Here is a 25791-nt window from a genome sequence, read left to right as displayed (position 1 = left end):
CTAATAGGCCGAGGGCTTGTCCTCAGTTGCTCGCGTCCACTGTGTTAGTTCTGAAGCAACGAACAGTTGCTGGTTTCTAGAGCTAGAACACAACTACAGAGTGTGCTTGTTCGCTCGAAACCGATAGGGTTTCGGTGGTCATAGCGTTAGGGAAACGCCCGGTTACATTCCGAACCCGGAAGCTAAGCCTTTCAGCGCCGATGGTACTGCAGGGGGGACCCTGTGGGAGAGTAGGACGCCGCCGAACAATTCTTCAGGACCCCTGGTCCCAGCGTTCACGCTGGGACCAGGGGTCCTTTTGTTTTTTGCTTCACTTTTCCGATGCGCGGCCGAGTGCCGGCTGCGCGAGAATGACTGCAGTACCCGAAGACAGGAGTCACACCGATGTCCACCAACTCTCCCGACGACCGTCCGGAGCGCGAGCCGCGTCGCAGGGACGGTGCCGGTGGCGACCGGGGCGGCTTCCGTGGGCCCCGCCGTGACGACAACCGCGGTGGCGACAACCGTGGCGGTGGCTACCGCCGCGACGACCGCGGTGGCGACAACCGTGGCGGTGGCTTCCGTCGCGATGACCGTGGCGGTGACAACCGCGGTGGTGACAACCGTGGCGGTGACAACCGCGGTGGTGGCTTCCGTCGTGACGATCGCGGTGGTGACAACCGCGGTGGTGGCTTCCGTCGCGATGACCGCGGTGGTGACAACCGTGGCGGTGACAACCGTGGTGGCGGTTTCCGTCGTGACGATCGCGGTGGCGAGCGTCCGTCGTTCCGTCGTGACGACCGTCCCTCGTACGGGCAGCGTGACGACCGCCGTGACGACAACCGCGGTGGCGGCTTCCGCCGTGACGACCGCGGTGGTGACAACCGCGGCGGTGGCTTCCGTCGCGATGACCGCGGTGGTGACAACCGCGGTGGCGGCTTCCGTCGCGACGACCGTCGTGACGACCGTCCCTCGTCGTTCCGTCGTGACGACCGTCCTTCCTACGGGCAGCGTGACGACCGTGGTGGCGACAACCGTGGCGGTGGCTTCCGTCGTGACGACCGCGGTGGCGACAACCGCGGTGGCGGCTTCCGTCGTGACGACCGTCCCTCGTACGGGCAGCGTGACGACCGCCGTGACGACAACCGCGGTGGTGGCTTCCGCCGTGACGACCGTGGTGGCGACAACCGTGGTGGCGGCTTCCGTCGGGATGACCGTCGTGACGAGCGTCCGTCGTCGTTCCGTCGTGACGACCGTCCCTCGTACGGGCAGCGTGACGACCGCCGTGACGACAACCGCGGTGGTGGCTTCCGCCGTGACGACCGTGGTGGCGACAACCGTGGCGGTGGCTTCCGTCGCGACGACCGTCGTGACGAGCGTCCCTCGTCGTTCCGTCGGGACGACCGCCCCTCGTACCCCTCGCGTGACGACCGTGGCGGCGACAACCGCGGTGGCGGCTTCCGTCGCGACGACCGCCGTGACGAGCGTCCCTCGTCGTTCCGCCGGGACGACAGCCGTGGCGGTGGGTTCCGTCGCGACGACCGTGGTGGCGACAGCCGTGGCGGCGGCTTCCGCCGTGACGACCGGGGCGGCGACCGTGGTGGGTACCGCGGCCGTGACGACCGCGGTGGCTTCGGGCGCCGTGACGACCGGGACCGTGGCGACCGCGCGCCCATCAAGCGTCTGCCGATCCCGCCGGAGGTCACCGGTGAGGAGATCGACCCGGACGTGCGTCAGGAGCTCATGAGCCTTCCCAAGGGGCTCGCCGAGGACGTCTCGCGCAACCTGGTCATGGTCGCCCAGCTGATCGACGAGGACCCGGAGAAGGCGTACGGCTACTCCAGGGTCGCCCTGCGGCTCGCGTCCCGTGTCGCTGCCGTCCGCGAGGCCGCCGGCTTCGCCGCGTACGCGACGCAGAAGTACTCCGAGGCGCTGGCCGAGTTCCGCGCCGCGCGCCGGATGAGCGGCGGTGTCGAGCTGTGGCCCGTCATGGCCGACTGCGAGCGCGGCCTCGGCCGCCCCGAGCGGGCCCTCGCCATGGCCGGTGAGCCCGAGGTGTCGAAGCTGGACAAGGCCGGGCAGGTCGAGATGCGGCTCGTCGCCGCCGGGGCCCGCCGGGACCTGGGGCAGCTCGACGCGGCCATCGTGACGCTGCAGAGCCCCGAGCTCGCCTCCAGCGCCGTGCACCCGTGGACCGCGCGTCTGCGGTACGCGTACGCCGACGCGCTGCTGGCCGCCGGTCGTGAGCGCGAGGCCCGGGAGTGGTTCGCCAAGGCGCTGGAGTCCGACAAGGACGGTGCCACGGACGCGTCCGACCGCCTCGCCGAGATGGACGGCGTCGAGTTCGTCGACGCGTTCGACGAGGACGAGGACGAGTCGGACGCGTCGCCGGCGTCGGACATCGTCGATGTCGAGCTCGACATCGACGAGGACGAGGACCTCGACGACGAGGACGATGACGAGGACGACCGGGACAGCGACAAGGGCTGATCCGGCGCACACGTGAGAAGGGCGGCACCCGACGGGTGCCGCCCTTCTTCGTTTCGGTGCGCTCAGTCCAGCGCCAGGCTTCTCAGGACCAGGCCCGTCGCCGGCTTCGGGCCGAAGGAGGTCGACTTGCGGGGCATCGTGACGCCCTGGCGGGCGAGGTCGCGGACGACCTCCTCCTGGACCGGGTGCATGAGGACCGCCGTACCGCCGCGGCGTTCCGCCTGGGCGACCGCGGCCTCCGTGTCGTGGATGTAGGCGATGTCCTCGGGGGCGTCCGGGATGTGCCAGACGTGCTCCAGGAGGGTGGAGTGCAGGACCGTCGCGTCCAGGGTCCGCCACGCCCGGGGGCGGTCCGTGCGGATCGTGCGCTCCAGGAGGGCGGGGTCCGGGCGGTCGAGGAGGTGGAAGGCGCCGTCGCCCGCGAGGAGGAAGGCGTTGCCCTCGGCCGTGGCCTCCGCGAGGGCCTCCAGGGCCGCGGGGAGAGGCTGGTCGATGCGGCGGACCCGGAACGAGCCGCCGAGGGCCGTGAGGGCGTCGGCGACCGGCAGGCGGTTGAGCAGACGGTGGATGGCGCGGACCCGCAGCGGGTAGCGGGCGGTGTCGATGAGGAGGACCAGGCCGTAGTTCCAGGGGCCGGGTGCCGCGTGCTCCTCGCGCAGGCGGAGGTACGTCGCCCAGCGGTGGTGGCCGTCGGCGATGAGGGCCTGGTGTCGCGTCAGTTCACCGGCGATCGTGGCGAGTTCGGCGGGGTCCGTGACCGACCAGAGGCGGTGCTGGAAGCCGTCCTCCGTGGTGGTGGAGAGCAGGGGCTCGCGCCGGACGGTGCGCTCGATGACCGCGTCGGCGCCGCCCTCCTCGTCCCCGACGTAGGTGAGGAGCAGGGGCTCCAGGTTGGCCGCCGTGGTCCGCATCAGGGCGGCGCGGTCCTCGACGACGTGCGGCATGACGTCCTCGTGGGGGAGGACGATGCCCTCCGCCGGGGTGGAGAGCTCCAGCGCGCCGATGACGCCGCGCTGGAGGATGCCGTCGCCGTGCTGCTCGTACACGTAGAGCGCGGGCTGCGGGTCCGGGGCGAGGACGCCGTCCGCGAGCCAGCGGTCGAGGGTGACGGCGGCCTTGCGGTGGCGGGTGCCGGCGGTGATCGCCTGCGGGAGGATCAGCCGGACGATGTTGTGCGGATCCGCGGACTCCAGATGGAGCAGTCCGTCAGGTCGTACGACGACGTCGTAGGGAGGGGACGTCACGGCGGCGAGGCTGCCGACCCGCTCGGGGACGTATCGAAGTCCGCGGAACGGGGTCAGGCGCAGGCCTGTGGCGTCGTCGCGGACGTCGTCGGCCGCGTGACCTGATGTGTTCATCCTGTCATCGTATGTGGGCGGGCATGAGCGATGATCGGGAGAGTGGGGGAATTCACCCGGTGATCTGAGGAGTGTGCGGTGACGGTGCGGAACGGCCAGGGACGGCGCGACGGCGGCAGGAAGTACCCGGGAGCCAGCGCGGTCGCCCTGAGCGAGGCGTACGACACGGCGCTCCTCGATCTGGACGGTGTCGTGTACGCGGGCGGGGAGGCCGTGCCGCACGCCGTGGAGGCGCTCGGGGTGGCCCGCGCCGGCGGGATGCACCTGGCCTACGTCACCAACAACGCGCTGCGGACGCCGGACGAGGTGGCGGAGCATCTGACCGAGCTGGGAGTGCCGGCGGAGGCCGGGGACGTGGTCACCTCCGCGCAGGCGGTGGCCCGGCTGATCGCGGACGAGGTGCCGGCGGGGTCCAGGGTGCTGGTCGTCGGCGGCGAGGGGCTGCGGGTGGCGCTGCGCGAGCGGGGTCTGGTGCCGGTGGAGTCGGCGGACGACGACCCGGTGGCGGTCGTGCAGGGGTACGGCGGGCCGGGGATGCCGTGGGCGCGGTTCGCGGAGGCGGCCTACGCGGTGGGGCGTGGGGTGCCCTGGTACGCCTCGAACACGGACCTGACGATTCCCGGGGCGCGGGGGATCGGACCGGGGAACGGGGCGGCGGTGGAGGTCGTACGGATCGCCACCGGGGGCCGGGCGGAGCCGAAGGTGGCGGGGAAGCCGCTGCCGCCGATGCACCGGGAGACGGTGCTGCGGACAGGGGCGGAGCGGCCGCTGGTGGTGGGGGACCGGCTGGACACGGACATCGAGGGCGCGTTCAACGGCGGGGTGGACTCGCTGCTGGTGCTGACCGGGGTGACGGACGTGGCGCAGTTGCTCGCGGCCGTGCCCGAGCACCGGCCCACGTATGTGGCGGCGGATCTCCGGGGGCTGCTGACGGGGCAGCCGGAGGTCGTCGCGGACGGGGACGGGGGCTTCGTGTGCGGGGGGTGGCGGGCCTCCGTGAGGGGCGGCGAGCTCGTCCTCGTCGGCGTGCCGGGCGAGGGGGCCGATGTGATGGACGGGGTGCGGGCGCTGTGCGGGGCGGCCTGGTCGGAGGCGGACCGTCCGGGTGGGGGCGTGCCGGAGGCGGGGAAGGCGCTGGCGCTGCTGGGGGTGTGAGGTCCCGGCACCGCGGACGGAACGTGAAGTTGGGTAGGCTAACCTAACTCCGCGTGGGTCGTGGTCGTCACCGCCGGATCCGGCCACGGACGAGAAAGCGGGAGTGCGGGTATGGACGGTCGGCAGCAGCAGCGCCTGAGCGCGGAATCGGTCACCCTGGCGTACGAGCAGCGGGTCATCGCCCGCGAGCTGTCCGTCGCGATCCCCGACAACTCGTTCACCGTCATCGTGGGGCCCAACGCCTGCGGCAAATCCACCCTCCTCCGCGCGCTCTCCCGGATGCTGAAGCCCAGCGAGGGCCGTGTCCTGCTCGACGGGCAGTCGATCCACACGATGCCCGCCAAGAAGGTCGCCAAGACCCTCGGGCTGCTGCCCCAGACGTCCGTGGCCCCGGACGGCATCACCGTCGCCGACCTGGTCGCGCGCGGCCGCTACCCGCACCAGGGGCTGCTGCGCCAGTGGTCCCCGGAGGACGAGCGCGTCACGCGCGAGTCCATGGCGGCCACGGGCGTCGCCGAGCTGGCCGACCGGTACGTGGACGAGCTCTCGGGCGGTCAGCGCCAGCGCGTCTGGATCGCCATGGCGCTCGCCCAGCAGACGCCTCTGCTGCTGCTCGACGAGCCCACCACGTACCTCGACATCCAGCACCAGATCGACGTCCTCGACCTGTGCGCCGAGCTGCACGAGACACAGGGGCGGACGCTCGTCGCCGTCCTGCACGACCTCAACCACGCGGCCCGGTACGCGACCCATCTCATCGCGGTCCGCGACGGCGAGGTCGTCGCCGAGGGCCCGCCGTCGGAGGTGGTGACCGCCGAGCTGGTCGAGCGGGTCTTCGGGCTGCGCTGCCAGGTCATCGACGACCCCGAGACGGGGACGCCGCTGGTCGTGCCGGCCGGGCGGAAGGCGCGGGCGCGGACGGCCGTGGTGGCCCAGACCGGGGAGGCCGCCCCGCAGGAGCCCGCGCTGCGGAAGTGACGGGGGCGGGGCGGCTAGAGGAGCGACCGCAGCCGCAGGAGGTCGCGGAAGCCGGCCTCCAGCCTGACCCGGCCGCCGGCCCAGGCCTTCGCGAAGTTCAGCTTGCCGTCCACCATCGCCACCAGATCGTCGCCGGTCATCGAGAGCCGGATCTGCGCCTTGGCCGGCGGCGGGCCCTCCACCGTGCCGTCGACCCGGATCCGGCCGTCCGCGAGACGGCCCGTGAACGTCGTGTCGAGGTCGGTGATGTGGCAGCTCAGGCTGCGGTCGAGCGCGGCCGCACCGCGCACGCCGTCGTCGGCCCGCGCGAGATTGTCCGAAAGTCTGTCCAGTGCGCCGCGGCACTCCGTGATCGTCGCCATCGCCGTCGACGGTACCCCAGGGCTTCGCGGTAGCGTCGGGGCATGAGTGATGAGATGCCGGAGCCCGTCGAGCGGGCGGTGGAGGAGCCCGGCGACGCCGCCGAGGAGACGTACGAGCCCGCGGGGCCCGCGCCGCTCGGTGTCGCCCCGGAGCTCACCGGCCATCCCGCCGTCGACGCCCGTCTCGCGCGTCTCGCCGAGGTGGACCACCTCCCGGCGGACGGACACCTGGAGGTGTACGAGGATGTACACCGTGGACTGCGCGCCGAGCTGACCTCGCTCGACACGCACCCCGCCCCCCGTCCGTACGACAACAGGAGCTGAACCGAACGTGGCAGGAGTGGCACGCCGCCGTCTCGACGCCGAGCTGGTCCGGCGCAAGCTCGCGCGCTCGCGCGAGCACGCCAGCCAGCTGATCGCCGCGGGCCGGGTGACCGTCGGCAAGACCGTCGCCACCAAGCCCGCCACCCAGGTGGAGACCGCCGCGGCCATCGTCGTCGTCCAGGACGACTCCGACCCCGACTACGTCTCGCGCGGCGGCCACAAGCTCGCCGGCGCCTTCGCCGCCTTCGTGCCGCTCGGCCTGAAGGTCGAGGGCCGGCGCGCCCTGGACGCCGGAGCCTCCACCGGCGGCTTCACGGACGTCCTGCTGCGCGCGGGCGCCGCCCATGTCGTCGCCGTCGACGTCGGCTACGGACAGCTCGCCTGGTCGCTGCAGAGCGACGAGCGCGTCACCGTGAAGGACCGCACGAACGTACGCGAGTTGACGGTCGACGCGATCGACGGCGTCCCGGTCGACCTCGTCGTCGGCGATCTGTCCTTCATCCCGCTCGGTCTCGTCCTGCCCGCCCTCGCGGCCTGCACGGCGCCCGGCGCCGACCTCGTCCTCATGGTGAAGCCGCAGTTCGAGGTGGGCAAGGAGCGGCTCGGCACGGGCGGCGTCGTACGGTCCACCGAACTCCGCGCGGACGCCGTGAAGAACGTGGCCCGGCAGGCCGGCGAGCTCGGCCTCGGTGTCCTCGGCGTCACCGCCAGCCCGCTGCCCGGCCCCTCGGGGAACGTCGAGTACTTTCTGTGGCTGCGGGCAGGCGCGCCCGCGCTGGATCCGGCGGACGTCGACCGCGCCGTGGCGGAGGGACCTCGTTGAGCTCAACTGCAGCAGCACCATCGGGAACAACACGCACCGTCTTCCTGCTCGCGCACACGGGCCGGCCGGCCGCCGTGCGCAGCGCCGAACTGGTCGTCCTGGGGCTGCTGCGCTGCGGCATCGGCGTCCGTGTCCTGGAGGCCGAGGCCGCGGACCTGCCGCTGCCGCCGTCCGTCGAGAAGGTGCCGGAGGCCTGCTCCGACGCGCTCGACGGCTGTGAACTCCTCGTCGTCCTCGGCGGCGACGGCACCCTGCTGCGCGGCGCCGAGTTCTCCCGCGCCTCCGGCGTGCCCATGCTCGGCGTCAACCTGGGGCGCGTCGGCTTCCTCGCGGAGGCCGAGCGCGACGACCTCGACAAGGTCGTCGACCGGGTCGTCACCAAGGCGTACGAGGTCGAGGAGCGGATGACCCTCGACGTCGTCGTGTACGAGAACGGCGACGTCCTCCACCGCGACTGGGCGCTCAACGAGGCCGCCGTGCAGAAGGTGTCGCCGGAACGGATGCTGGAGGTCGTGCTCGCGATCGACGGACGCCCGGTGACCGGCTTCGGCTGCGACGGGGTGATCTGCGCGACACCCACCGGCTCCACCGCGTACGCCTTCTCGGCGGGCGGTCCCGTCGTCTGGCCCGAGGTCGAGGCGCTGCTCATGGTCCCCATCGGGGCCCACGCCCTCTTCGCCAAGCCGCTGATCACCACCCCCGAGTCGGTGCTCGCGGTCGAGGTCGAGCCGCACACCCCGCACGGCGTGCTGTGGTGCGACGGGCGGCGGACGGTGGAACTCCCGGCGGGGGCGCGCGTCGAGGTCCGGCGGGGCGCCGTGCCGGTCCGGCTCGCCCGGCTGCACCACGCCTCCTTCACGGACCGGCTCGTCGCCAAGTTCGCCCTGCCCGTGTCGGGCTGGCGGGGCGCTCCGCGCTGACGTCCCGCGTCGGCGCCGTACCGTCCCTCCGGCCCGAACGATCGCCGCGCCGGAGAGTTACGCCCGGGGGCGATGTCGCATCGGACCCGGGAAACCTCGTATGGTCTGGGGCGTGCTGGAGGAGATGCGGATACGGTCGCTCGGGGTCATCGACGACGCGGTGGTCGAGCTGTCGCCCGGCTTCACCGCGGTGACCGGTGAGACCGGTGCGGGCAAGACCATGGTCGTGACCAGCCTGGGGCTGCTGCTCGGCGGACGTGCCGACCCGGCCCTGGTGCGGATCGGCGCGGCCTCGGCCGTCGTCGAGGGGCGGATCAGCGTGCCCGCGGGCGCGCCCGCCGCCGTACGCGCCGAGGAGGCCGGTGCCGAGCTCGACGAGGGCGTGCTCCTCGTCAGCCGTACCGTCTCGGCCGAGGGACGCTCGCGCGCCCACCTCGGCGGGCGCTCCGTGCCCGTCGGGCTGCTCGCCGAACTCGCCGACGAGCTCGTCGCCGTCCACGGCCAGACCGACCAGCAGGGCCTGCTCAAGCCCGCCCGGCAGCGCGGCGCGCTCGACCGGTACGCGGGCGAGGCCGTCTCCGCGCCGCTCGCCGCCTACGGCGAGGCGTACCGCCGGCTGCGCGCCGTCACCGGCGAGCTGGACGAGATCACCACCCGGGCCAGGGAACGCGCCCAGGAGGCCGATCTGCTGCGCTTCGGGCTCGGTGAGATCGAGGCCGTCGCCCCGCTCCCCGGGGAGGACGCCGAACTCGCCGCCGAGGCCGAGCGGCTCGGTCACGCCGAGGCCCTCGCCTCCGCCGCCGCGCTCGCGCACGGCGCGCTCGCCGGGAACCCGGAGGACCCCGAGGCCGTCGACGCCACCACGCTCGTCGCGGGCGCGGGCCGGGCCCTGGAGGCCGTACGGTCGCACGACCCGGCGCTCGCCGGGCTCGCGGACCGGATGGGCGAGATCTCCATCCTGCTGTCGGACGTGGCGCAGGAGCTGGCCGGGTACGCCGACGACCTGGACGCCGACCCGCTGCGGCTCGCCGCAGTCGAGGAGCGCCGGGCGCTGCTCACCCAGCTCACCCGGAAGTACGGGGCGGACATCGCCGCCGTCCTCGCCTGGGCCGAGGAGAGCGCGGGACGGCTCGGCGAGCTCGACGGGGACGACGACCGGATCGAGGAGCTCACCGCCGAGCGGGACCGGCTGCGCGACGAGCTCTCGGTGCTCGCGCAGCGGCTCACCGACGCGCGCACGGAGACCGCCGCCCGGTTCGCCGACGCCGTCACCGCCGAACTCGCCTCGCTGGCCATGCCGCACGCGCGCGTGTCCTTCGCCATCGCCCAGACCGAGGACCCCGAGGGCGTCGAGGTCGGCGGCCGTCGTGTCGCCTACGGGCCGTCCGGGGCCGACGAGGTCGAGCTGCTGCTCGCCCCGCACCCCGGCGCCCCGCCCCGGCCCATCGCCAAGGGCGCGTCCGGTGGTGAGCTGTCCCGGGTGATGCTCGCCGTGGAGGTCGTCTTCGCCGGGGTCGACCCGGTGCCGACGTACCTCTTCGACGAGGTCGACGCGGGCGTCGGCGGCAAGGCGGCCGTCGAGATCGGCCGCCGGCTCGCCAAGCTCGCCAGGTCCGCCCAGGTCGTGGTCGTCACCCACCTCCCGCAGGTCGCGGCCTTCGCCGACCGGCAGCTGCTCGTCGAGAAGACCAACGACGGATCCGTGACCCGGTCCGGCGTCACCGTCCTGGAGGGCGAGGAGCGTGTCCGGGAGCTGTCCCGGATGCTCGCGGGCCAGGAGGACTCCGAGACGGCCAGGGCCCACGCGGAGGAGCTGCTCGCCACGGCCCGGGCCGACGCGTGACCCCGGTCGCGGGGAGGGCCGGTCTCGGGCGGATCGGTACGTTCGCCGCGGCCTTCGGCGCGGCCCGGCTCGCGTACGGGCAGCTGAGGCGGCGGCCTCCGGGGAACCCGCGGAGCTGGGAGCGGACCAACCACGCGGGCCGGCCGGTCACGCTGCTGGCCGGACCGGCCGTCGCGTTCGGCTCGGCGGTCGCGGTCCTGCCCGCGGTTCCCGCCGCCGCCCTGCCCGTCGCGGCGGCGGCCGTGTGCGGGAGGTACGACGACCTGCGCGGCGACCACCGGCGCGGGTTCCGGGCGCATCTGGGGGCGCTCCGCGAGGGTGAGGTGACCAGTGGGGCCGTGAAGCTGTTCGGCATCGGTGCGGCCTCCCTCGTCGCCGGGGCGCTCCTCAAGGAGAAGCCCGTCGACAAGGTCCTCGCCGGAGTCGTCATCGCCGGCACCGCGCACCTGGTGAACCTCGTGGACGTACGGCCGGGGCGCGCGGGCCTCCTCGTGCTCGGGCTCGGCGCGCCGGGGCTGCTGCGGGGACCGCTCGCCGCGGCGCCGATGGGGGCCGCGGCGGCGCTCCTCGGCGACGACCTCGGCGAGGAGACCATGCTCGGCGACACCGGCGCGCACGCGCTCGGCGCCGCCGTCGGCAGCGCCGTCGCCGTCTCCAACGGGCGGCTGGGGCTCGCCGCGCACGCGGCCGGCCTCGTCGCCGCCGCCGTGTGGGGGGAGCGGGCCGCCTCCGCCTGAGGGCGTGGGTGGGGTGCGGGGCGCGGGCGGCGTGCTCGCGCGCTCACCCGTGTGGGTGAACCCGTGGGGTGAGTGCCCGCGTCGTACGCCTACCGCACAGGGGAACGACGCCGTTTCGGTGCCGGAACGTGCGTACGGTCGGTGGCACGGACTGGCATCCTTGGGCGCGTGACACAGCTCCGTACGGTCCAAGTGCTGGGCGGCGGCGGTGCGGGCAGCAGCGCGCACGTCCGATCACTTGCCTCGGGGCTGGTGGCGAGGGGCGTGCGGGTGACCGTGTGCGCCCCGGCCGAACTCGACCGCGCATACGACTACCTGGGCGCCGGCGCGCACTTCGTGCCCCTGCCGCGCCTCGGCGACCCCGCGACCGTGACCGCGCTCCGCAACGCCTGCATCGGCGCGGACGTGGTCCACGCGCACGGGCTCCAGGCCTCCGTACGGGCCGCGCTCGCGCTGGCCGGCGGCGGCCGGGCCCCGCTGGTGACCACCTGGCACAGCCGGAACCACGTGGACGGGGCGCGGGGCGGGGTCCTGCGGCTCCTGGAGCGGAAGGCCGCGCGGGCCGCGACCGTCGTCCTCGGCACCTCCTCCGAACTCGTCGACCGGGCCCGGCGGCGCGGGGCCCGCGACGCCCGCCTCGCCCCCGTCACCGTGCCCGCCGCCCGCGGGCCCGTCTGCCTCCACGACGGCAAGGCCCGCGCCGAACTCGGCGCCGTCGACCGGCCCCTGCTCATGGCCGTCGGCGCGCTCGAACGCGGCCGGGGGTACCGGACGCTGCTCGACGCGGCCCGGGAATGGCGCGACCTCGACCCGCAGCCACTGCTCGTGATCGCCGGGGAGGGCCGCGAACGGGCCTTCCTGCAACGGCGGATCGTCGAGGAACGGCTCTCCGTGCGGCTCATCGGACGCCGGGACGACGTCGCCGAGCTGCTCGCCGCCGCCGACGTCGCCGTCCTGCCGTCGCGCTGGGAGGCCCGCTCCCTGCTCGCGCAGGAGGCGCTCCGGCTCGGGGTGCCGCTCGTCGCGACGGCGGTCGGCGGCGTGCCGGAACTCGTCGGCGACGCGGCGGAGCTGGTGCCGTACGGGGACGCGCGGGCCCTGGCGGGGGCGGTGCGGGGACTCCTGGACGACGTGGACCGTCGGATGGACCTGGCGGCGGCGGGGCGGGTGCAGGCGACGTCCTGGCCTACGGAGGACGAGACGGTGGCGCATGTGCTGTCGGTGTACGACGAGCTGTCGGGACGGTGACCCTGCGGCGCCGTTGTGGGCAGCTGTTCCGCTGGGGCGGAACGGGTGGGCACAACGGAACGGCGCCCTTGCCGGCGCCAGAGGCTTCCGCGCCTGGACCCGCACCCCGTGCACCGTCACGTGGGGTGCGGGTCCAGGCGCGGAACGCGGAGGCGCCGCGAAGGGCGCCGTCCCGTGTGCCCACCCGTCCCGCCCTGCGGGACGATTGCCCACACGGCGGTGGGTGCCGCCCGCAACGGTGGGGCTACGGTGTGTGGCGGCGGGCTCTGAGGGCCAGGGAGAGGGCCAGGACCGTCTGGGGGTCGTCCAGGTCCGTGCCCAGGAGTTCGGAGATGCGGGCCAGGCGGTTGTAGAGGGTCTGGCGGTTGAGATGGAGCTCGCGGGCCGTCTCCGCCTTGCGGCCCGCGTGGGCCAGGTACGTCTCCAGGGTGGGCAGGAGCGGCGGGCGGGACGTGCGGTCGTGGTCCCGCAGGGGGCCGATCGCGCGGTCCACGAAGGCCGCCAGGTCCGGGTGGTCGCGGAGGCGCCACAGGAGCAGGTCGATGTCCAGGCGCCGGGCGTCGTACCAGGGGAGGTCCGAGAGGCCCTGCGCCGCCGTCGCCGTCTCCGCCGCGTGCCGCAGGCCCGCCGAGGCCGCCGCCCAGCCGCCCGCGACGCCGACCACGACGACCGGCGGGTGCGCCCCGGCCCGTTCCAGACCGGCCCGCTCCACGCCCGCGCGCAGCGCCGCCGCCACCCGGTCCGCGACCGCCGTGCGTTCCGATTCCGAGCGCAGGCCCAGGAGCAGAGGGACACGGCCTTCCACCGGGCGGACGCCCAGCAGGGCCGGGACGCCCACCGAGGACAGTTCCTCCAGGACCGCCCGGGCCAGGAGCGCCCAGTTGCCCGAGGGGGACAGCTCCGAGGCCAGGCGCATGACCACCGGGAGGAGCGGGCCGTCCCCGGGCTTGAAGCCCAGGACCCTCGCCTGCGCCGGGGCGTCCTCCGCCGAGATCCGGCCCTCCGCGAGATCGGTCAGGAAGTCGCCCCGGCCGCGTGCGGCGAGCTCCTCCTCCTGGCGTGCCTGCATGAGGACGACCGCGAGGAGCCCCGCCGCCCGCTCGGCCGCCATCCGGTGGACGGGGGAGAGGGCACCGGAGACCGCGAGGAGGACGAGGCGGGCCCGGACCGAGCCCGTACCGGGGCCGCCGCCGGGCACGTCGACGAGGACCGTGCCGGTGGGCGGGCCGGACTCGCGGGCCGCCCGCTGGCCACGCAGTCCGTCCCACACCTGGAGCGGGTCGGCGGGCGCGGACTCGGTGCCCGCCGCGTACAGCAGCTGTCCGTCGGCGGTCTCCAGGAAGACCGGGTTGGCGGCGAAGTCGGAGAGGATGCGGAGCACCTGCGGGACCCCGCCGCCGCCGAGCAGTGCCTCCGTGCACTGGCGGTGGACCTCCTCGGCCTGCCGCTGGAGGGCGTAGTGGCCGTTGACGATCTCGGTGTGGATCTCCTCCGTGACGGCGACGAAGGGGACCTCGCGGTGGAGCTGGACGAGCGGCAGCCCGGCCGCCCGCGCGGTCTCCACTATCGTCGCCGGGAGGCGGGCGAAGCGCGGGCCCAGTTCGACGACGAGCGCGGCGATGCCCCGGTCGGCGAGCCTGCGGACGAACGCCCGCTGTTCGGCCGGGCGGGTGCCCAGGCCGAGGCCCGTCGTGAGCAGCAGCTCGCCGCCCTTGAGCAGCGACGCGATGTTCGGCACCTCGCCCGCGTGCACCCAGCGCACCGTGCGGTGCAGCCGGTCGGCGCCGGCCACGACCTCCGGGAGCCCGCCGCGCAGTCCGGGGAGTTCCAGCGCCCGCTGCACGGTGATCCCGCCCTGATTGTCCATGGGGCCGGACGCTACCCGCGTCCGTGTTTCGGCGACATCACCCCACGGTCACGGCACCGGACAGTTCGTACACCGGGGCGACAACTCGTCGTCCCATGGCGGGAATTGTGCGACCGCATGTCGATTGTGGCCTACGTCACTCGCGAGGATCCTCTCGGGCCATGGCAGAGAACCCCACCCCAGAGGTCCACCGGCTGAAGGCGAACTCGGTCGGACTCGTCGGCGTCGTCTTCATGGCCGTCGCCACCGCGGCCCCGATCACGGCCATGACCGGAAACCTCCCCATCGCCGTCGGCTTCGGCAACGGTACCGGCGCCCCCGCCGGATATCTCTTCGCGACGCTCGTCCTGACCGTCTTCTCGGTCGGCTACGTCGCCATGGCCAAGCGGATCACGGCCGCCGGTGCCTTCTACGGCTACATCTCGCACGGCCTGGGCCGGATCGCCGGCATGGCCTCCGGCATGCTCGCCGTCCTCGCCTACATCGTCTTCGAGGCGTCGATCGTCGGCGTCTTCGCCTACTTCGCGAAGACGACCGTCGCCGACCAGCTCGGCGTGGACCTGCCGTGGATCCTGTACGCGGCGGTCATGCTGGCCGTCACCGCCGTCCTGTCGTACTTCGACATCAACCTGACCGCCAAGGCCCTCGGGGTGATGCTGATCGCCGAGATCGCCGTCCTCTTCGCGGTCGCCACCGCCGTCCTGATCGCCGGCGGCGGCCCCGACGGCATCCCCGTCGAGCCGGTCGACCCCAGGAACGCCTTCACCGGCACCTCCGCCGGGCTCGGCCTCTTCTTCGCCTTCTGGTCGTGGGTCGGCTTCGAGTCGACCGCGATGTACGGCGAGGAGTCCCGCGACCCCAAGCGGGTGATCCCGCGCGCCACCCTGATCTCCGTCATCGGCGTCGGTCTCTTCTACATCTACGTCTCGTGGATGACGATCGCAGGGAACGGGCTCGCCGGATCGGTGAAGCTCTCCGCCTCCTCCTCCCCGCTCGACCTGTTCTTCGCGCCCACCGAGACCTTCATCGGCGCCTGGGCCGTCGACGCCTTCCAGTGGCTGCTGCTCACCGGCTCCTTCGCCTGCGGCATGGCCTTCCACCAGTGCGCCTCCCGCTATCTGTACGCCATCGGCCGGGAGGGCTTCCTCCACCCGGCGCTCGGCCGGACCCACGCCCGGCACGGCTCGCCGTACATCGCCTCGTACGTGCAGAGCGCGATCGCCGTCGCCCTCGTCGCCGCCTTCTGGCTCACCGGCCAGGACCCGTACATCCACCTCTACACGCTGCTCGCGATCCTCGGCACGATGGCGATCCTGATCGTCCAGACCCTCTGCTCCTTCGCCGTCATCGGCTACTTCCGCAGGAACCACCCCGAGGACCGGCACTGGTTCAGGACCCTCACGGCCCCGCTCCTCGGCGGTGTCGGCATGATCGCCGTCGTCGTGCTGCTGATCATGAACATGGAGACCGCGGCCGGTCTCGCCGCCGACTCCCTGTTCTTCGAGGCGATCCCCTGGATCGTCGGAGCCGTCTTCTTCGGCGGCCTCGGCCTCGGCTTCTACCTCAAGGCCAGGCGGCCCGAACGCTACGAGATCATCGGCCGGATCGTCCTGGAGGACGCCGCCGAGCGCACCGACGATGGAGCCCCCGTCCCCGCCCCCGTACCCCAGAGCTGATCCCACCCACCTCCAGGAGCGCCCCATGGCACGCACCAACCCGATGCACCTCCTGAAGAACCTCGCCGCCGAGCACGCCGCCGCCCGACGGCTGAACATCCCCGTCGACGAGCTGCGCGGCAGGAGAGCCGACGCCCTCGGACGCCGGTCCCTGCTCAAGTACGCCACCGCCGCCGGCATCGCCGTCGGTGTCGGTTCGGCCGCCCCCGCCGCGGCCGCCACCCCGACCCCACCCGTGAAGAGCACCGCGCGCGTCGCCGTCGTCGGCGCCGGGATCTCCGGCCTCACCGCCGCCCTCACCCTCCAGGACGCCGGTCTCAGCCCCGTGCTCTACGAGGCGAACCCGTCCAGGGTCGGCGGCCGCATGTGGACCCAGCGGGACCACTGGGCGTACGGCCAGACCTCCGAGATCGGCGGCGAGCTGATCGACACCGGCCACAAGAAGATCCTGGAACTCTGCCGCCGCTTCGGCCTCGCCACCGAGGACTTCCTCGGCGGCGGACCCAACGGCGCCGAGGAAGTCCTGTGGTTCGGCGGCGCCTACTACCCGCGGGACCGGGCCGACGAGGACTTCAACGCCGTCTACCAGTCGCTGCGCCGCGACCTCTCCGACGCCGGTGAGGTCACCTGGAACCGGACCACCCCCACCGGCACCGCCCTCGACGACATGTCGGTGTACGAGTGGATCGAGAGCCGGGTCCCGGGCGGGCACTCCTCACCGCTCGGCCGCTTCCTCGACGTCGCCTACAACGTCGAGTACGGCGCCGACACCACCGAACAGTCCTCGCTCGCCCTCGTCCTGCTCATGGGCTACCAGACCAATCCGGGCAACTTCAACGTCTGGGGCCTGTCCAACGAGCGCTACCACGTCGTCGGCGGCAACGACCGGCTCCCGAACGCCGTCGCCGCAGCGCTCGCCCCCGGCACCCTGAGGATGGGCTGGTCGCTGAACGCCGTACGGGCCGAGGCCGACGGCACCCAGACGCTCACCTTCACCGAGGCGGGCGCCACCCGGACCGTCACCGCCGACCACACGATCCTCTGCGTCCCGCTGCCGATCCTCCAGCAACTCGACCTCTCCCGGGCCGGGTTCGACCCCCTCATGCGCAACCTCCTGCGGGACGCCCGCATGGGCCACTGCACCAAGCTCAACATGCAGTTCGCCACCCGGCCCTGGCGCGGCACCGGCGCCTGGCCGGGGGTCTCCGCCGGCGACTGCTTCACCGACACCGAGGTCCAGCAGACCTGGGACACCACCAAGGTCCAGGGCGGCACCGGCGGCATCCTCCTCCAGTACGGCGGCGGCAGCCTGGCCCGGAACCTGAACCCGGCCGGCCCGTTCTCCACCGAGTCCGACCCGTACGTACGGAACCTGGTCACCCGTCATCTGGCCGGCATCGACGCCTTCTTCCCCGGCACCTCCCGCGCGTACACCGGCCGCGCCCAGCTCTCCGCCTGGCACAAGAACCCGTACTCCCTCGGCGCGTACTCCTGCTGGCCCGTCGGCTACCTCCACCGCTACGCCGGGTACGAGGGCACCGCCCAGGGCAACGTCCACATCGGCGGCGAGCACTGCTCGTACGACTTCCAGGGCTTCATGGAGGGCGGCGCGACCGAGGGCGAGCGCGCCGCCAAGGAGGTGATCACCGCACTGCGCTGAGCCGGCTCAGCCGGCCGGGACGATGTTCTGGTTGTACCGGAACACGTTGTCGGGGTCGTACCGGGCCTTCACGGTGGCGAGCCGGCGGTAGTTCCTCTCCCCGAAGGAGGAGACGATCCGCTGCTCGCCCTCGGCGCCGACGAAGTTCAGATACGTCGCGTCGATCGCCCACGGCCGCGCGTCGGCCCGCACGTCGTGCACCCACTGCCTCGCCGCCTCGTCGAACGCCGGGTCCTCCCAGGTCGCGAAGGGGTGCACCGCCCACGGCGCGGTGCGCCACGGCTGCGGGTACTGCGAGGGCCCGGCGGCCACGGCCCCGCCCATCAGGAACAGCACGTGCTGGGTGGCCGTGGACGCCGGGATGCCCGCGCCGCGGTCGCAGAAGACGTCCACGGCCTCGTCGGGGAACTCCCTCAGGTACTCGGCCGACCAGTAGTTCCGCAGCCCCGGCGGGTCGTCCATCATCGACTGCAGGTCCGCGTACGGGATGTCCGTGACGACCTCCACCGCGGGCTTCAGCGCGAACAGCGGCGCCGCGAACGCGCGGAGCTCCTCGACCGGCCCGGCGTACGTGAACAGCGCCCCGCAGACCAGCTTGCCGACCAGGTCCTCCGGGATGAACGGCTCCGGGGGCGCCGGCATGTAGATGGCGCCACCGCCCATCTCGTCGGGCGCGACGGCGCCGAGGTCGCGGAAGGTGCGCACCACCTCGGGCGCGTTCTCGGGCAGGAACAGCAGCATCGACATGCTCATCCGGGGCAGCGGGTGCACCCGCATCGTCAGCGAGGTCGCCACCCCGAAGTTGCCGCCGCCGCCGTGCAGCGCCCAGAACAGCTCCGGGTTCTCCTGCGCGTCCGTGTGGACGTGCTTGCCCTCGGCGGTGACCAGGTCGGCGGCGAGCAGGTTGTCGCTGGCGAGACCGAACTTCCGCTCCAGCCAGCCCGAACCGCCGCCCAGCGTGAAGCCGCCGACGCCGGTGGTGGACACCCGCCCGCCGGTGGTCGCCACGTGGAACGGCTGGCACGCGTGGTCGAGATGGGCCATGGTCGCCCCGCCCTCGACCCGTACCGTCATGTCCTCCGGGTCCACGACGACGCCGTGCATCCGGCGGAGGTCGACGACCAGCGCGCCGTCGATCATGGAGGTCCCGGCGACGCTGTGCCCGCCGCCGCGGACCGCGATCGGCAGGTCCGCCTCGCGGCCGAACAGGATCGCGTTGGACACGTCGGCCTGGGTGGCGCACTGGGCGATCACCGACGGGCGCCGGTCGATCATGCCGTTGTGCAGGGTCCGGGCCTCGTCGTAGCCCGGACCGCCCGGGGTGATCACCTCGCCGGCCAGGTCCTCGACCAGTCCGGCCAGGGCGCTTTCGGAGACATGGGGAGCCATGGGAGCCCCCCTTTCGTGCGGGGGGACGGGACCTTCTCATCGTAGGTCCGGGTGCCGTCCCCCGCGCGGGACCGGCTCAGCCCCCGTACGCCCCGCTCGCCGTGAGCCGCAGCGCCGTGTCGATCAGCGGGACGTGGCTGAAGGCCTGCGGGAAGTTGCCCACCTGTCGCTGGAGCCGCGGGTCCCACTCCTCGGCGAGCAGCCCGAGGTCGTTGCGGAGCGCGAGCAGCTTCTCGAAGAGGGTGCGCGCCTCGTCGACCCGGCCGATCATCGCCAGGTCGTCCGCCAGCCAGAACGAGCAGGCGAGGAACGCGCCCTCGTCGCCCTCCAGGCCGTCGACCCCGGCCTCCTCGCCGGCCGTCGGATAGCGCAGCACGAAACCGTCCTCCGTGGACAGCTCGCGCTGGATCGCCTCGATCGTGCCGATGACCCGCTTGTCGTCCGGAGGCAGGAAGCCCATCTGCGGGATCAGCAGCAGCGAGGCGTCCAGCTCCCGGGAGCCGTACGACTGCGTGAAGGTGTTCCGCTCCTTGTCGTAGCCCTTCTCGCAGACGTCCCGGTGGATCTCGTCGCGCAGCTCGCGCCAGCGCTCCAGCGGGCCGTCGGCGTCCCCGGACTCGATGAGCTTGATCGTGCGGTCGACGGCCACCCAGGCCATCACCTTGGAGTGGGTGAAGTGCCGGCGCGGGCCGCGGACCTCCCAGATGCCCTCGTCGGGCTGGTCCCAGTTCTTCTCCAGGTAGTTGATCAGCTTGATCTGGAGCAGGGAGGCGTAGTCGTTGCGGGACAGGCCCGTCATGTGCGCGAGGTGGAGGGCCTCCGTGACCTCGCCGTAGACGTCCAGCTGGAGCTGGTTCGCGGCACCGTTGCCGACGCGGACCGGGCCGGAGTTCTCGTACCCCGGGAGCCAGTCGAGCTCCGCCTCGCCGAGCTCCCGCTCGCCCGCGATGCCGTACATGATCTGCAGGTTCTCCGGGTCGCCCGCGACGGCGCGCAGCAGCCAGTCCCGCCAGGCGCGGGCCTCCTCGCGGTAGCCGGTGCGGAGCATCGACGAGAGGGTGATCGCCGCGTCCCGCAGCCAGGTGTAGCGGTAGTCCCAGTTCCGGACGCCGCCGATCTCCTCCGGCAGCGAGGTCGTCGGCGCGGCGACGATCCCGCCGGTCGGCGCGTACGTCAGCGCCTTCAGGGTGATCAGCGAGCGGACCACGGCCTCCCGGTAGGGGCCGTGGTACGTGCAGTGCTCGACCCACTCGCGCCAGAAGTCGGCGGTCGCCTCCAGCGAACCCTCCGGGTCCGGGAGCGCCGGCGGCTCCTTGTGGGAGGGCTGCCAGGAGAGCGTGAAGGTGATCCGCTCGCCGGGCGTGACGGTGAAGTCGGAGTACGTCGTCAGGTCCTTGCCGTGGGTCTCCGCGTCGGTGTCCAGCCACACCGAGTCGGGTCCGGCGACCGCGACCGTGCGGTCCCCGACCTTGTGCACCCAGGGCACGATCCGGCCGTAGCTGAAGCGCATCCGCAGCGAGGACCGCATCCGCACCCGGCCCGAGACGCCCTCGACGATCCGGATCAGCTGCGGCGCGCCGTCGCGCGGCGGCATGAAGTCGGTCACCCGGACCGTGCCGCGCGGGGTGTCCCACTCGGATTCCAGGATCAGCGAGTCGCCCCGGTAGCGGCGACGGTCGGCGGGGGCCGGCTCCGCGTCCGCGGGACCCGCCGGGCCCACCCGCCAGAAGCCGTGTTCCTCGGTGCCGAGCAGCCCGGCGAAGACCGCGTGCGAGTCGAAGCGGGGGAGACACAGCCAGTCGACGCTGCCGTCCCGGCAGACCAGTGCTGCGGTCTGCATGTCTCCGATGAGTGCGTAATCCTCGATGCGCCCGGCCACGTGCTTCACTCCAGTCGAACGGCCACGTCCGCCCCTGAGGGGCGCTTGCTACTGATCTGCGTGATGTCTGTCTGTGCGGTGTCAGCCAGGCCAGTGTGCGGGATGAGCCGGCCTGCGCGGCGGGCGATGCCGGCCTTCTCGGCGGCGGGTGTCCGAGCAGAATACGTGTCGCCCAGGCGACCGTAGTGATCACACGGGCGGCGCGCTGCGCCACACGGGTGAGCTGCGCCTTCCCCCGGCCGCGAAGGCCGCGTCGCCGTCCGTGAACACCCGACTGCCGCGTGTGGCCGGAAGCGGTCTCCTGATGTCGCTGATACCCTGGTACCCCGTGGACCGGTGGGAAACGGCGACAGCCGAGGACCCCGAAACCGCAGCGACGGCACCCCCCGATTCTTCCGGAGGGGGCGCCGGTACGCACCTCCAGAACGCGACCACGGGAGCCCCCTCTTGGCGATGCCGCCCAACACCACGACGACCAAGCACATCTTCGTCACCGGGGGTGTCGCCTCCTCGCTCGGCAAGGGGCTGACCGCCTCCAGCCTGGGTGCGCTCCTCAAGGCCCGCGGCCTGCGGGTCACGATGCAGAAGCTCGACCCGTACCTGAACGTCGACCCGGGCACGATGAACCCCTTCCAGCACGGTGAGGTGTTCGTCACCAACGACGGCGCCGAGACCGACCTGGACATCGGCCACTACGAGCGCTTCCTCGACGTCGACCTCGACGGCTCGGCCAACGTCACCACCGGCCAGGTCTACTCGCAGGTCATCGCCAAGGAGCGGCGCGGCGAGTACCTCGGCGACACCGTGCAGGTCATCCCGCACATCACCAACGAGATCAAGGGCCGCATCCGCCGCATGGCGACGGACGACGTCGACGTCGTCATCACCGAGGTCGGCGGCACGGTCGGCGACATCGAGTCGCTGCCCTTCCTGGAGACCGTCCGCCAGGTCCGCCACGAGGTCGGCCGCGACAACGTCTTCGTCGTGCACATCTCGCTGCTGCCCTACATCGGCCCCTCCGGCGAGCTGAAGACCAAGCCGACCCAGCACTCCGTCGCCGCCCTGCGCAACATCGGCATCCAGCCCGACGCGATCGTGCTGCGCGCCGACCGCGAGGTCCCGACCGCCATCAAGCGCAAGATCTCGCTGATGTGCGACGTCGACGAGGCCGCGGTCGTCGCCGCCATCGACGCCCCGTCGATCTACGACATCCCGAAGGTGCTGCACACCGAGGGCCTGGACGCCTACGTCGTCCGCAAGCTCGACCTGCCCTTCCGCGACGTGGACTGGACCGTCTGGGAGGACCTCCTGGACCGCGTCCACAACCCGGAGCACGAGGTCACCGTCGCGCTCGTCGGCAAGTACATCGACCTGCCCGACGCCTACCTGTCGGTCACCGAGGCCATGCGCGCCGGCGGCTTCGCCAACAAGGCGCGGGTCAAGGTCAAGTGGGTCACCTCCGACGACTGCAAGACCCCGGCCGGCGCCGCGAAGCAGCTCGGCGACGTCGACGGCATCCTCATCCCCGGTGGCTTCGGCGACCGCGGTGTCTCCGGCAAGGTCGGCGCGATCCAGTACGCCCGCGAGAACAAGGTGCCGCTGCTCGGCATCTGCCTCGGCCTGCAGTGCATCGTGATCGAGGCCGCCCGGAACCTGGCCGACATCCCCGAGGCCAACTCCACCGAGTTCGACCCGGCCACCGCGCACCCCGTCGTCTCCACGATGGAGGAGCAGCTGGCCTACGTCGAGGGCGCCGGTGACCTGGGCGGAACGATGCGCCTTGGCCTCTACCCGGCGAAGCTCGCCGAGGGTTCGGTCGTCCGCGAGACCTACAGCGACGAGCCGTACGTCGAGGAGCGCCACCGCCACCGCTACGAGGTGAACAACGCCTACCGCGCGGAGCTGGAGAAGAAGGCCGGTCTGGTCTTCTCCGGCACGTCCCCGGACAACAAGCTCGTCGAGTTCGTCGAGTACCCGAAGGACGTCCACCCCTACCTGGTCGCCACGCAGGCGCACCCGGAGCTGAAGTCCCGCCCGACCCGCCCGCACCCGCTCTTCGCGGGCCTGGTGAAGGCGGCCGTCGAGCGCAAGACGGGCAAGTCGGCGAAGTAACCCCTGGGGGTTAACGTTGCCGGGGTACGGGTTCCCTCACGGGTCCCGTACCCCGGTTCTCGTTTGTGGTTCGTTCGTGGTCGTTCGTGGTTCGTACGTGGGAGGACAGCTCATGCGGCAGGTGCAGGACACCCCGGAGGAGTGGCGGGTCGTCGCCACCACCACCCCCTTCCAGGGCAACAAGACGAGCGTCCGCACGGACGACGTCGTCATGCCGGACGGCTCGGTCCACCGCCGTGACTACCAGGTCCACCCCGGCTCCGTGGCCGTCCTCGCCCTGGACGAGCAGGACCGCGTGGTCGTCCTCCGGCAGTACCGGCACCCCGTACGGCAGAAGCTCTGGGAGATCCCGGCCGGGCTCCTCGACGTGCCCGGCGAGAACCCGCTGCACGCCGCCCAGCGCGAGCTGTACGAGGAGGCGCACGTCAAGGCGGAGGACTGGCGGGTCCTGACCGACGTCTACACGACGCCCGGCGGCTGCGACGAGGCCGTACGGATCTTCCTGGCGCGTGACCTCGCCGAGGCGGAGGGCGAGCGCTTCGAGGTCTCCGAGGAGGAGGCCGACATGGAGCTCGCCCGGGTGCCGCTTCCGGATCTGGTGCGGGGCGTGCTCGCCGGCGAGCTGCACAACAACTGCCTGGTGGTCGGGGTGCTGTCGCTGATGGCGGCGCGGGCGGGGGAGGGCCTTGACGCGCTCCGTCCGGCCGACGCCCCGTGGCCGGCCCGACCGTTCGAGGCATGACCGCGCGAGGCGGTCTGAAGATCTGCTGATCCGATCGGGGGATCCGTCCGCCCTGCTCCGCCAGGTCCGCCTCGCGCCCTGAACTACGCTCGGAATCGCCCGTGCGGAGCCCCCCGCGGGATCGGCTCGTGCGCAGGTGGACGGGAGCGTGGCCCGTGACGGATCAGGCGGTGGCGGCGGCCGGCAGCCGGCAGTTCTTCGGCCGGCAGCGGGAGTTGAAGGCCCTGCGCGCCGACATCGAACGGACCGGCCTCGACACCCTCACCGGCCGCAAGGCACCCCGGGCCCGGGTCCTGCTCATCGCCGGCAAGCCCGGCTCGGGACGGTCGGCGCTCGCCGACGAGCTCGCCGCCGGGCTCGCCGACCGCTACCCCGACGGCGTCTTCCGCGCCCGGCTCACCGAGCCCGGCGGCGATCCCGTCCCCACCGCGCGGGCGGCTCAGGAGCTGCTCGCCGCGCTCGGTGTCGCCGAGCCCCCCGGGGCCGGCGAGGACGAGCTGACGGAGCTGGTCCGGGGCGCCCTCGCCGACCGCCGCGCCGTCCTCGTCCTCGACGACGCCGTCGACGCCGAGCAGGCCGACCCGCTGATCCCCGACAACCCCGACGCCCTGGTGGTGGGGGTCGCCCGCGGGCCGCTCACGGGGATCCCCGACGTACGGCCCTGCACCCTCGGCGGACTCGACCCCAAGTCGGCCATCGAGCTGCTGACCTCCTTCACCGGCTCCGTCCGCATCACCGTCGACCCGCAGGCCGCCGAGACCCTCGTCGAGGAGTGCGGGGGACTGCCCGCCGCGGTCGTCCTCGCCGGCGGCTGGCTGTCCGCACAGCCGAAGGCCTCCGTCGCCGACCTGGCCAAGCGGCTGCGCGGGCTGAGCGGCGATCCCCTCACCCGGACCTTCCTGCTCGCGCACGACGCGCTGCCCGCCACCGCCGCCCGGATACTGCGATTCCTCGCCCTGGCCCCGCTGGGCCGGGCCGACGCGCACACCGCCTCCGCCCTGGCCGGCTGCTCGGTCTCGGCGGCGGCGACCACCCTCGCCGACTTCGCCGCCCTGGGGCTCGTCTCGGGCGGCGAGGACGGGCAGTACGAGGTGCGCGCGCATCTCGTCCCCCTCCTTCGCGCTCAGCTGGAGGAGCGCGACCGGCCCGCCGAGGTGCAGCTCGCCCGGGCCCGGATGCTGGAGCGGACCGTACGGCTCCTCCAGTCCTGCCGTGCGGTCACCGAACCCGAGGGCTCGCCCGCCCGGCGGAAGCTGGCCGGTCTGCCGCGCGCCCTGCGTTTCCCGAGCACGGCCGCGGCCGCCGCCTGGCTGGACTCCCGGCGGCCCGTGCTGCTCGCCTCCGCCCGCCTCGCGGTCGCCGACGGCGAGCTCGACACCCTCGCGCGGCGGCTCGTCGCGTCCCTGGTCAGGGCGCTCGCCGCGCACCGGGGCGCGGAGGCCGCCGCTCCGGAGCTGTACGGCCTGCACCGGCTGGTCCTCGACGTGGCCGAGCGGCGGGGGCTGCACCGGGAGCGGGCCGCCGCCCTGCTCAACCTGGCCGATCTGGATGCCAGGACCGGCAGGACGAAGGACGCTCTGCTGCGATATCGGTCGGCTTTGGATGCCGGACGCGCAGCAAATGACCCGTACGCGACCGGTCGCGCAATGGAATCCGTAGGCGGGTCCTATCAGGAGCTGGGGGACTGGCAGCGGGCCGGCGACTGGTACGGGCGCGCGCTCGCCCAGCGCCTCGCCCGGGACGAGCGTGCCGACCAGGCCCGGCTGTACGCGCGCCTCGGAGCCGTGCAGACCTACGCGGGGCGGTACGGGGAGGCCCTGCGGAGCTGGCGGGCCGCCGCGGCCGGATACCGGCGGCTCTCCGATCTCCCGGGCTACGCGCGGGCGTTGAGCGAGGCGGCCCGGGTCCAGGAGTACGCGGGACGGCCCGAGGAGTCCCTGCGGACCTGCGAGGAGGCGGTGGAGTGGGCCCGCAGGGCCCAGGACACGCGGCTCCAGGCCGCGCTCCAGCTGCGGCTGGCCGACACCCTCGACCGGCTCGGAGACCCCGCCGCGGCCGGATTGCACCGGTCGGCGGCTGAGAGACTCCTGGAAACGGAACCATCAGCCTGCGAAATCCGTAGTGGCTCCGTCGAAGATTAGTACTTTGAAAGGCTAGACAGCAGGAACTCCTTCATTAGACTGGGTGCGCCGCGTTCGAACGTGGTCTGCCCCGGTGCGCCGCAGTGCATCCGGGTATGTATCGCAGTG

19 protein-coding genes, 1 rRNA gene and 1 pseudogene are annotated in these 25791 nt (G+C 73.0%); 16 read left to right on the top strand and 5 right to left on the bottom strand.

The features are described 5' to 3' along the window. Positions 1-130: 130 nt before the first annotated feature. The 3 genes and pseudogenes from rrf to IE237_RS40440 all read left to right on the top strand — a co-directional run bounded on the left by rrf (position 131) and on the right by IE237_RS40440 (position 2469). Positions 131-247: ribosomal RNA gene (rrf, locus tag IE237_RS31320) — 5S ribosomal RNA — on the top strand. 350 nt (positions 248-597) lie between these two features. After that, positions 598-1647, top strand: a pseudogene (locus tag IE237_RS41730) (hypothetical protein); the annotation flags it as partial. A 15-nt stretch (positions 1648-1662) separates the two neighbouring features. After that, positions 1663-2469: a tetratricopeptide repeat protein gene (locus IE237_RS40440; protein WP_194523930.1), complete on the top strand. Its 807-nt coding sequence runs from the start codon at positions 1663-1665 to the stop codon at positions 2467-2469. 62 nt (positions 2470-2531) lie between these two features. Here the strand turns inward: IE237_RS40440 and IE237_RS31310 are convergent, their stop codons facing one another. Continuing rightward, complete coding sequence (locus tag IE237_RS31310; RefSeq protein WP_189805506.1) at positions 2532-3827, bottom strand: DUF1015 domain-containing protein; 1296 nt, start codon at positions 3825-3827, stop codon at positions 2532-2534. A 78-nt stretch (positions 3828-3905) separates the two neighbouring features. On the opposite strand from IE237_RS31310, the gene IE237_RS31305 reads away from it, so the two are divergent. Next, entirely contained in the window at positions 3906-4982 is a 1077-nt protein-coding gene (locus IE237_RS31305) for an HAD hydrolase-like protein (protein WP_370468320.1), read from the top strand. 111 nt (positions 4983-5093) lie between these two features. Next, positions 5094-5960, top strand: a complete 867-nt coding sequence (locus IE237_RS31300; protein ID WP_189805505.1) for an ABC transporter ATP-binding protein — start codon at positions 5094-5096, stop codon at positions 5958-5960. A 14-nt stretch (positions 5961-5974) separates the two neighbouring features. On the opposite strand, the gene IE237_RS31295 is transcribed toward IE237_RS31300, so the two are convergent. Next, positions 5975-6322: an SCP2 sterol-binding domain-containing protein gene (locus IE237_RS31295; protein WP_189805504.1), complete on the bottom strand. Its 348-nt coding sequence runs from the start codon at positions 6320-6322 to the stop codon at positions 5975-5977. Positions 6323-6364: 42 nt separating this feature from the next. Between IE237_RS31295 and IE237_RS31290 the strand changes: the two genes are divergently transcribed. The 6 genes from IE237_RS31290 to IE237_RS31265 all read left to right on the top strand — a co-directional run bounded on the left by IE237_RS31290 (position 6365) and on the right by IE237_RS31265 (position 12217). Further along, on the top strand, positions 6365-6646 hold the full coding sequence (locus IE237_RS31290) for a hypothetical protein (protein WP_189805503.1): 282 nt from the start codon (positions 6365-6367) through the stop codon (positions 6644-6646). A 7-nt stretch (positions 6647-6653) separates the two neighbouring features. Next, positions 6654-7469, top strand: a complete 816-nt coding sequence (locus tag IE237_RS31285; protein WP_189805502.1) for a TlyA family RNA methyltransferase — start codon at positions 6654-6656, stop codon at positions 7467-7469. Next, the gene (locus tag IE237_RS31280) at positions 7466-8389 is read left to right on the top strand and encodes an NAD kinase (RefSeq protein WP_189805501.1); all 924 of its coding nucleotides are present in this window, start codon (positions 7466-7468) and stop codon (positions 8387-8389) included. The genes IE237_RS31285 and IE237_RS31280 overlap by 4 nt, the downstream gene beginning before the upstream one ends. Positions 8390-8489: 100 nt before the next feature. Next, a complete protein-coding gene (recN, locus tag IE237_RS31275) occupies positions 8490-10232 on the top strand; it encodes a DNA repair protein RecN (RefSeq protein ID WP_189805500.1) in 1743 nt (580 codons plus the stop codon). Beyond that, the gene (locus tag IE237_RS31270) at positions 10229-10969 is read left to right on the top strand and encodes a hypothetical protein (RefSeq protein WP_189805499.1); all 741 of its coding nucleotides are present in this window, start codon (positions 10229-10231) and stop codon (positions 10967-10969) included. The genes recN and IE237_RS31270 overlap by 4 nt, the downstream gene beginning before the upstream one ends. Before the next feature lie 168 nt (positions 10970-11137). After that, positions 11138-12217, top strand: a complete 1080-nt coding sequence (locus IE237_RS31265) for a glycosyltransferase family 4 protein (RefSeq protein WP_189805498.1) — start codon at positions 11138-11140, stop codon at positions 12215-12217. Positions 12218-12461: 244 nt separating this feature from the next. Here IE237_RS31265 and IE237_RS31260 read toward each other — a convergent pair whose 3' ends face one another. Then, positions 12462-14084 (bottom strand): PucR family transcriptional regulator, encoded by a 1623-nt coding sequence (locus IE237_RS31260; protein WP_189805497.1) that lies wholly within the window; start codon positions 14082-14084, stop codon positions 12462-12464. A gap of 161 nt (positions 14085-14245) precedes the next feature. Between IE237_RS31260 and IE237_RS31255 the strand changes: the two genes are divergently transcribed. Together IE237_RS31255 and IE237_RS31250 are read left to right on the top strand one after the other, a co-directional pair. Next, entirely contained in the window at positions 14246-15760 is a 1515-nt protein-coding gene (locus tag IE237_RS31255) for an APC family permease (RefSeq protein WP_189805496.1), read from the top strand. 25 nt (positions 15761-15785) lie between these two features. Further along, positions 15786-17420 carry a flavin monoamine oxidase family protein gene (locus tag IE237_RS31250; RefSeq protein ID WP_189805495.1) on the top strand — a complete coding sequence of 545 codons (1635 nt, stop codon included), beginning with the start codon at positions 15786-15788 and terminating at the stop codon, positions 17418-17420. 6 nt (positions 17421-17426) lie between these two features. Here the strand turns inward: IE237_RS31250 and IE237_RS31245 are convergent, their stop codons facing one another. Both IE237_RS31245 and IE237_RS31240 read right to left on the bottom strand, forming a co-directional pair. Continuing rightward, positions 17427-18809: an FAD-binding oxidoreductase gene (locus IE237_RS31245; RefSeq protein WP_189805494.1), complete on the bottom strand. Its 1383-nt coding sequence runs from the start codon at positions 18807-18809 to the stop codon at positions 17427-17429. 76 nt (positions 18810-18885) lie between these two features. Next, the gene (locus IE237_RS31240) at positions 18886-20688 is read right to left on the bottom strand and encodes a glycoside hydrolase family 15 protein (protein ID WP_189805493.1); all 1803 of its coding nucleotides are present in this window, start codon (positions 20686-20688) and stop codon (positions 18886-18888) included. 453 nt (positions 20689-21141) lie between these two features. Between IE237_RS31240 and pyrG the strand changes: the two genes are divergently transcribed. From pyrG to IE237_RS31225, 3 genes are all read left to right on the top strand, one after another. Further along, positions 21142-22800 (top strand): CTP synthase, encoded by a 1659-nt coding sequence (gene pyrG, locus IE237_RS31235; RefSeq protein ID WP_189805517.1) that lies wholly within the window; start codon positions 21142-21144, stop codon positions 22798-22800. Between the two features lie 112 nt (positions 22801-22912). Continuing rightward, positions 22913-23542 carry an NUDIX domain-containing protein gene (locus tag IE237_RS31230; RefSeq protein ID WP_189805492.1) on the top strand — a complete coding sequence of 210 codons (630 nt, stop codon included), beginning with the start codon at positions 22913-22915 and terminating at the stop codon, positions 23540-23542. A 155-nt stretch (positions 23543-23697) separates the two neighbouring features. Further along, positions 23698-25683, top strand: a complete 1986-nt coding sequence (locus tag IE237_RS31225) for an AAA family ATPase (RefSeq protein ID WP_229842998.1) — start codon at positions 23698-23700, stop codon at positions 25681-25683. Positions 25684-25791 lie beyond the last annotated feature (108 nt).

The sequence above is a fragment of the Streptomyces tanashiensis genome (assembly GCF_014648895.1).
In the GTDB taxonomy this organism is placed as follows: domain Bacteria; phylum Actinomycetota; class Actinomycetes; order Streptomycetales; family Streptomycetaceae; genus Streptomyces; species Streptomyces tanashiensis.
The sequence above is the reverse complement of the archived record's forward strand: the minus strand, read 5'-3'. Positions and strand labels throughout refer to the sequence as shown.

Coding starts and splice junctions, on each gene's coding strand:
- IE237_RS31310 (WP_189805506.1), bottom strand. CDS start 3,827: ATGAACACATCAGGTCACGCGGCCGACGACGTCCGCGACGACGCCACA.
- IE237_RS31300 (WP_189805505.1), top strand. CDS start 5,094: ATGGACGGTCGGCAGCAGCAGCGCCTGAGCGCGGAATCGGTCACCCTG.
- IE237_RS31295 (WP_189805504.1), bottom strand. CDS start 6,322: ATGGCGACGATCACGGAGTGCCGCGGCGCACTGGACAGACTTTCGGAC.
- IE237_RS31290 (WP_189805503.1), top strand. CDS start 6,365: ATGAGTGATGAGATGCCGGAGCCCGTCGAGCGGGCGGTGGAGGAGCCC.
- recN (WP_189805500.1), top strand. CDS start 8,490: ATGGTCTGGGGCGTGCTGGAGGAGATGCGGATACGGTCGCTCGGGGTC.
- IE237_RS31260 (WP_189805497.1), bottom strand. CDS start 14,084: ATGGACAATCAGGGCGGGATCACCGTGCAGCGGGCGCTGGAACTCCCC.
- IE237_RS31255 (WP_189805496.1), top strand. CDS start 14,246: ATGGCAGAGAACCCCACCCCAGAGGTCCACCGGCTGAAGGCGAACTCG.
- IE237_RS31250 (WP_189805495.1), top strand. CDS start 15,786: ATGGCACGCACCAACCCGATGCACCTCCTGAAGAACCTCGCCGCCGAG.
- IE237_RS31245 (WP_189805494.1), bottom strand. CDS start 18,809: ATGGCTCCCCATGTCTCCGAAAGCGCCCTGGCCGGACTGGTCGAGGAC.
- pyrG (WP_189805517.1), top strand. CDS start 21,142: ATGCCGCCCAACACCACGACGACCAAGCACATCTTCGTCACCGGGGGT.
- IE237_RS31230 (WP_189805492.1), top strand. CDS start 22,913: ATGCGGCAGGTGCAGGACACCCCGGAGGAGTGGCGGGTCGTCGCCACC.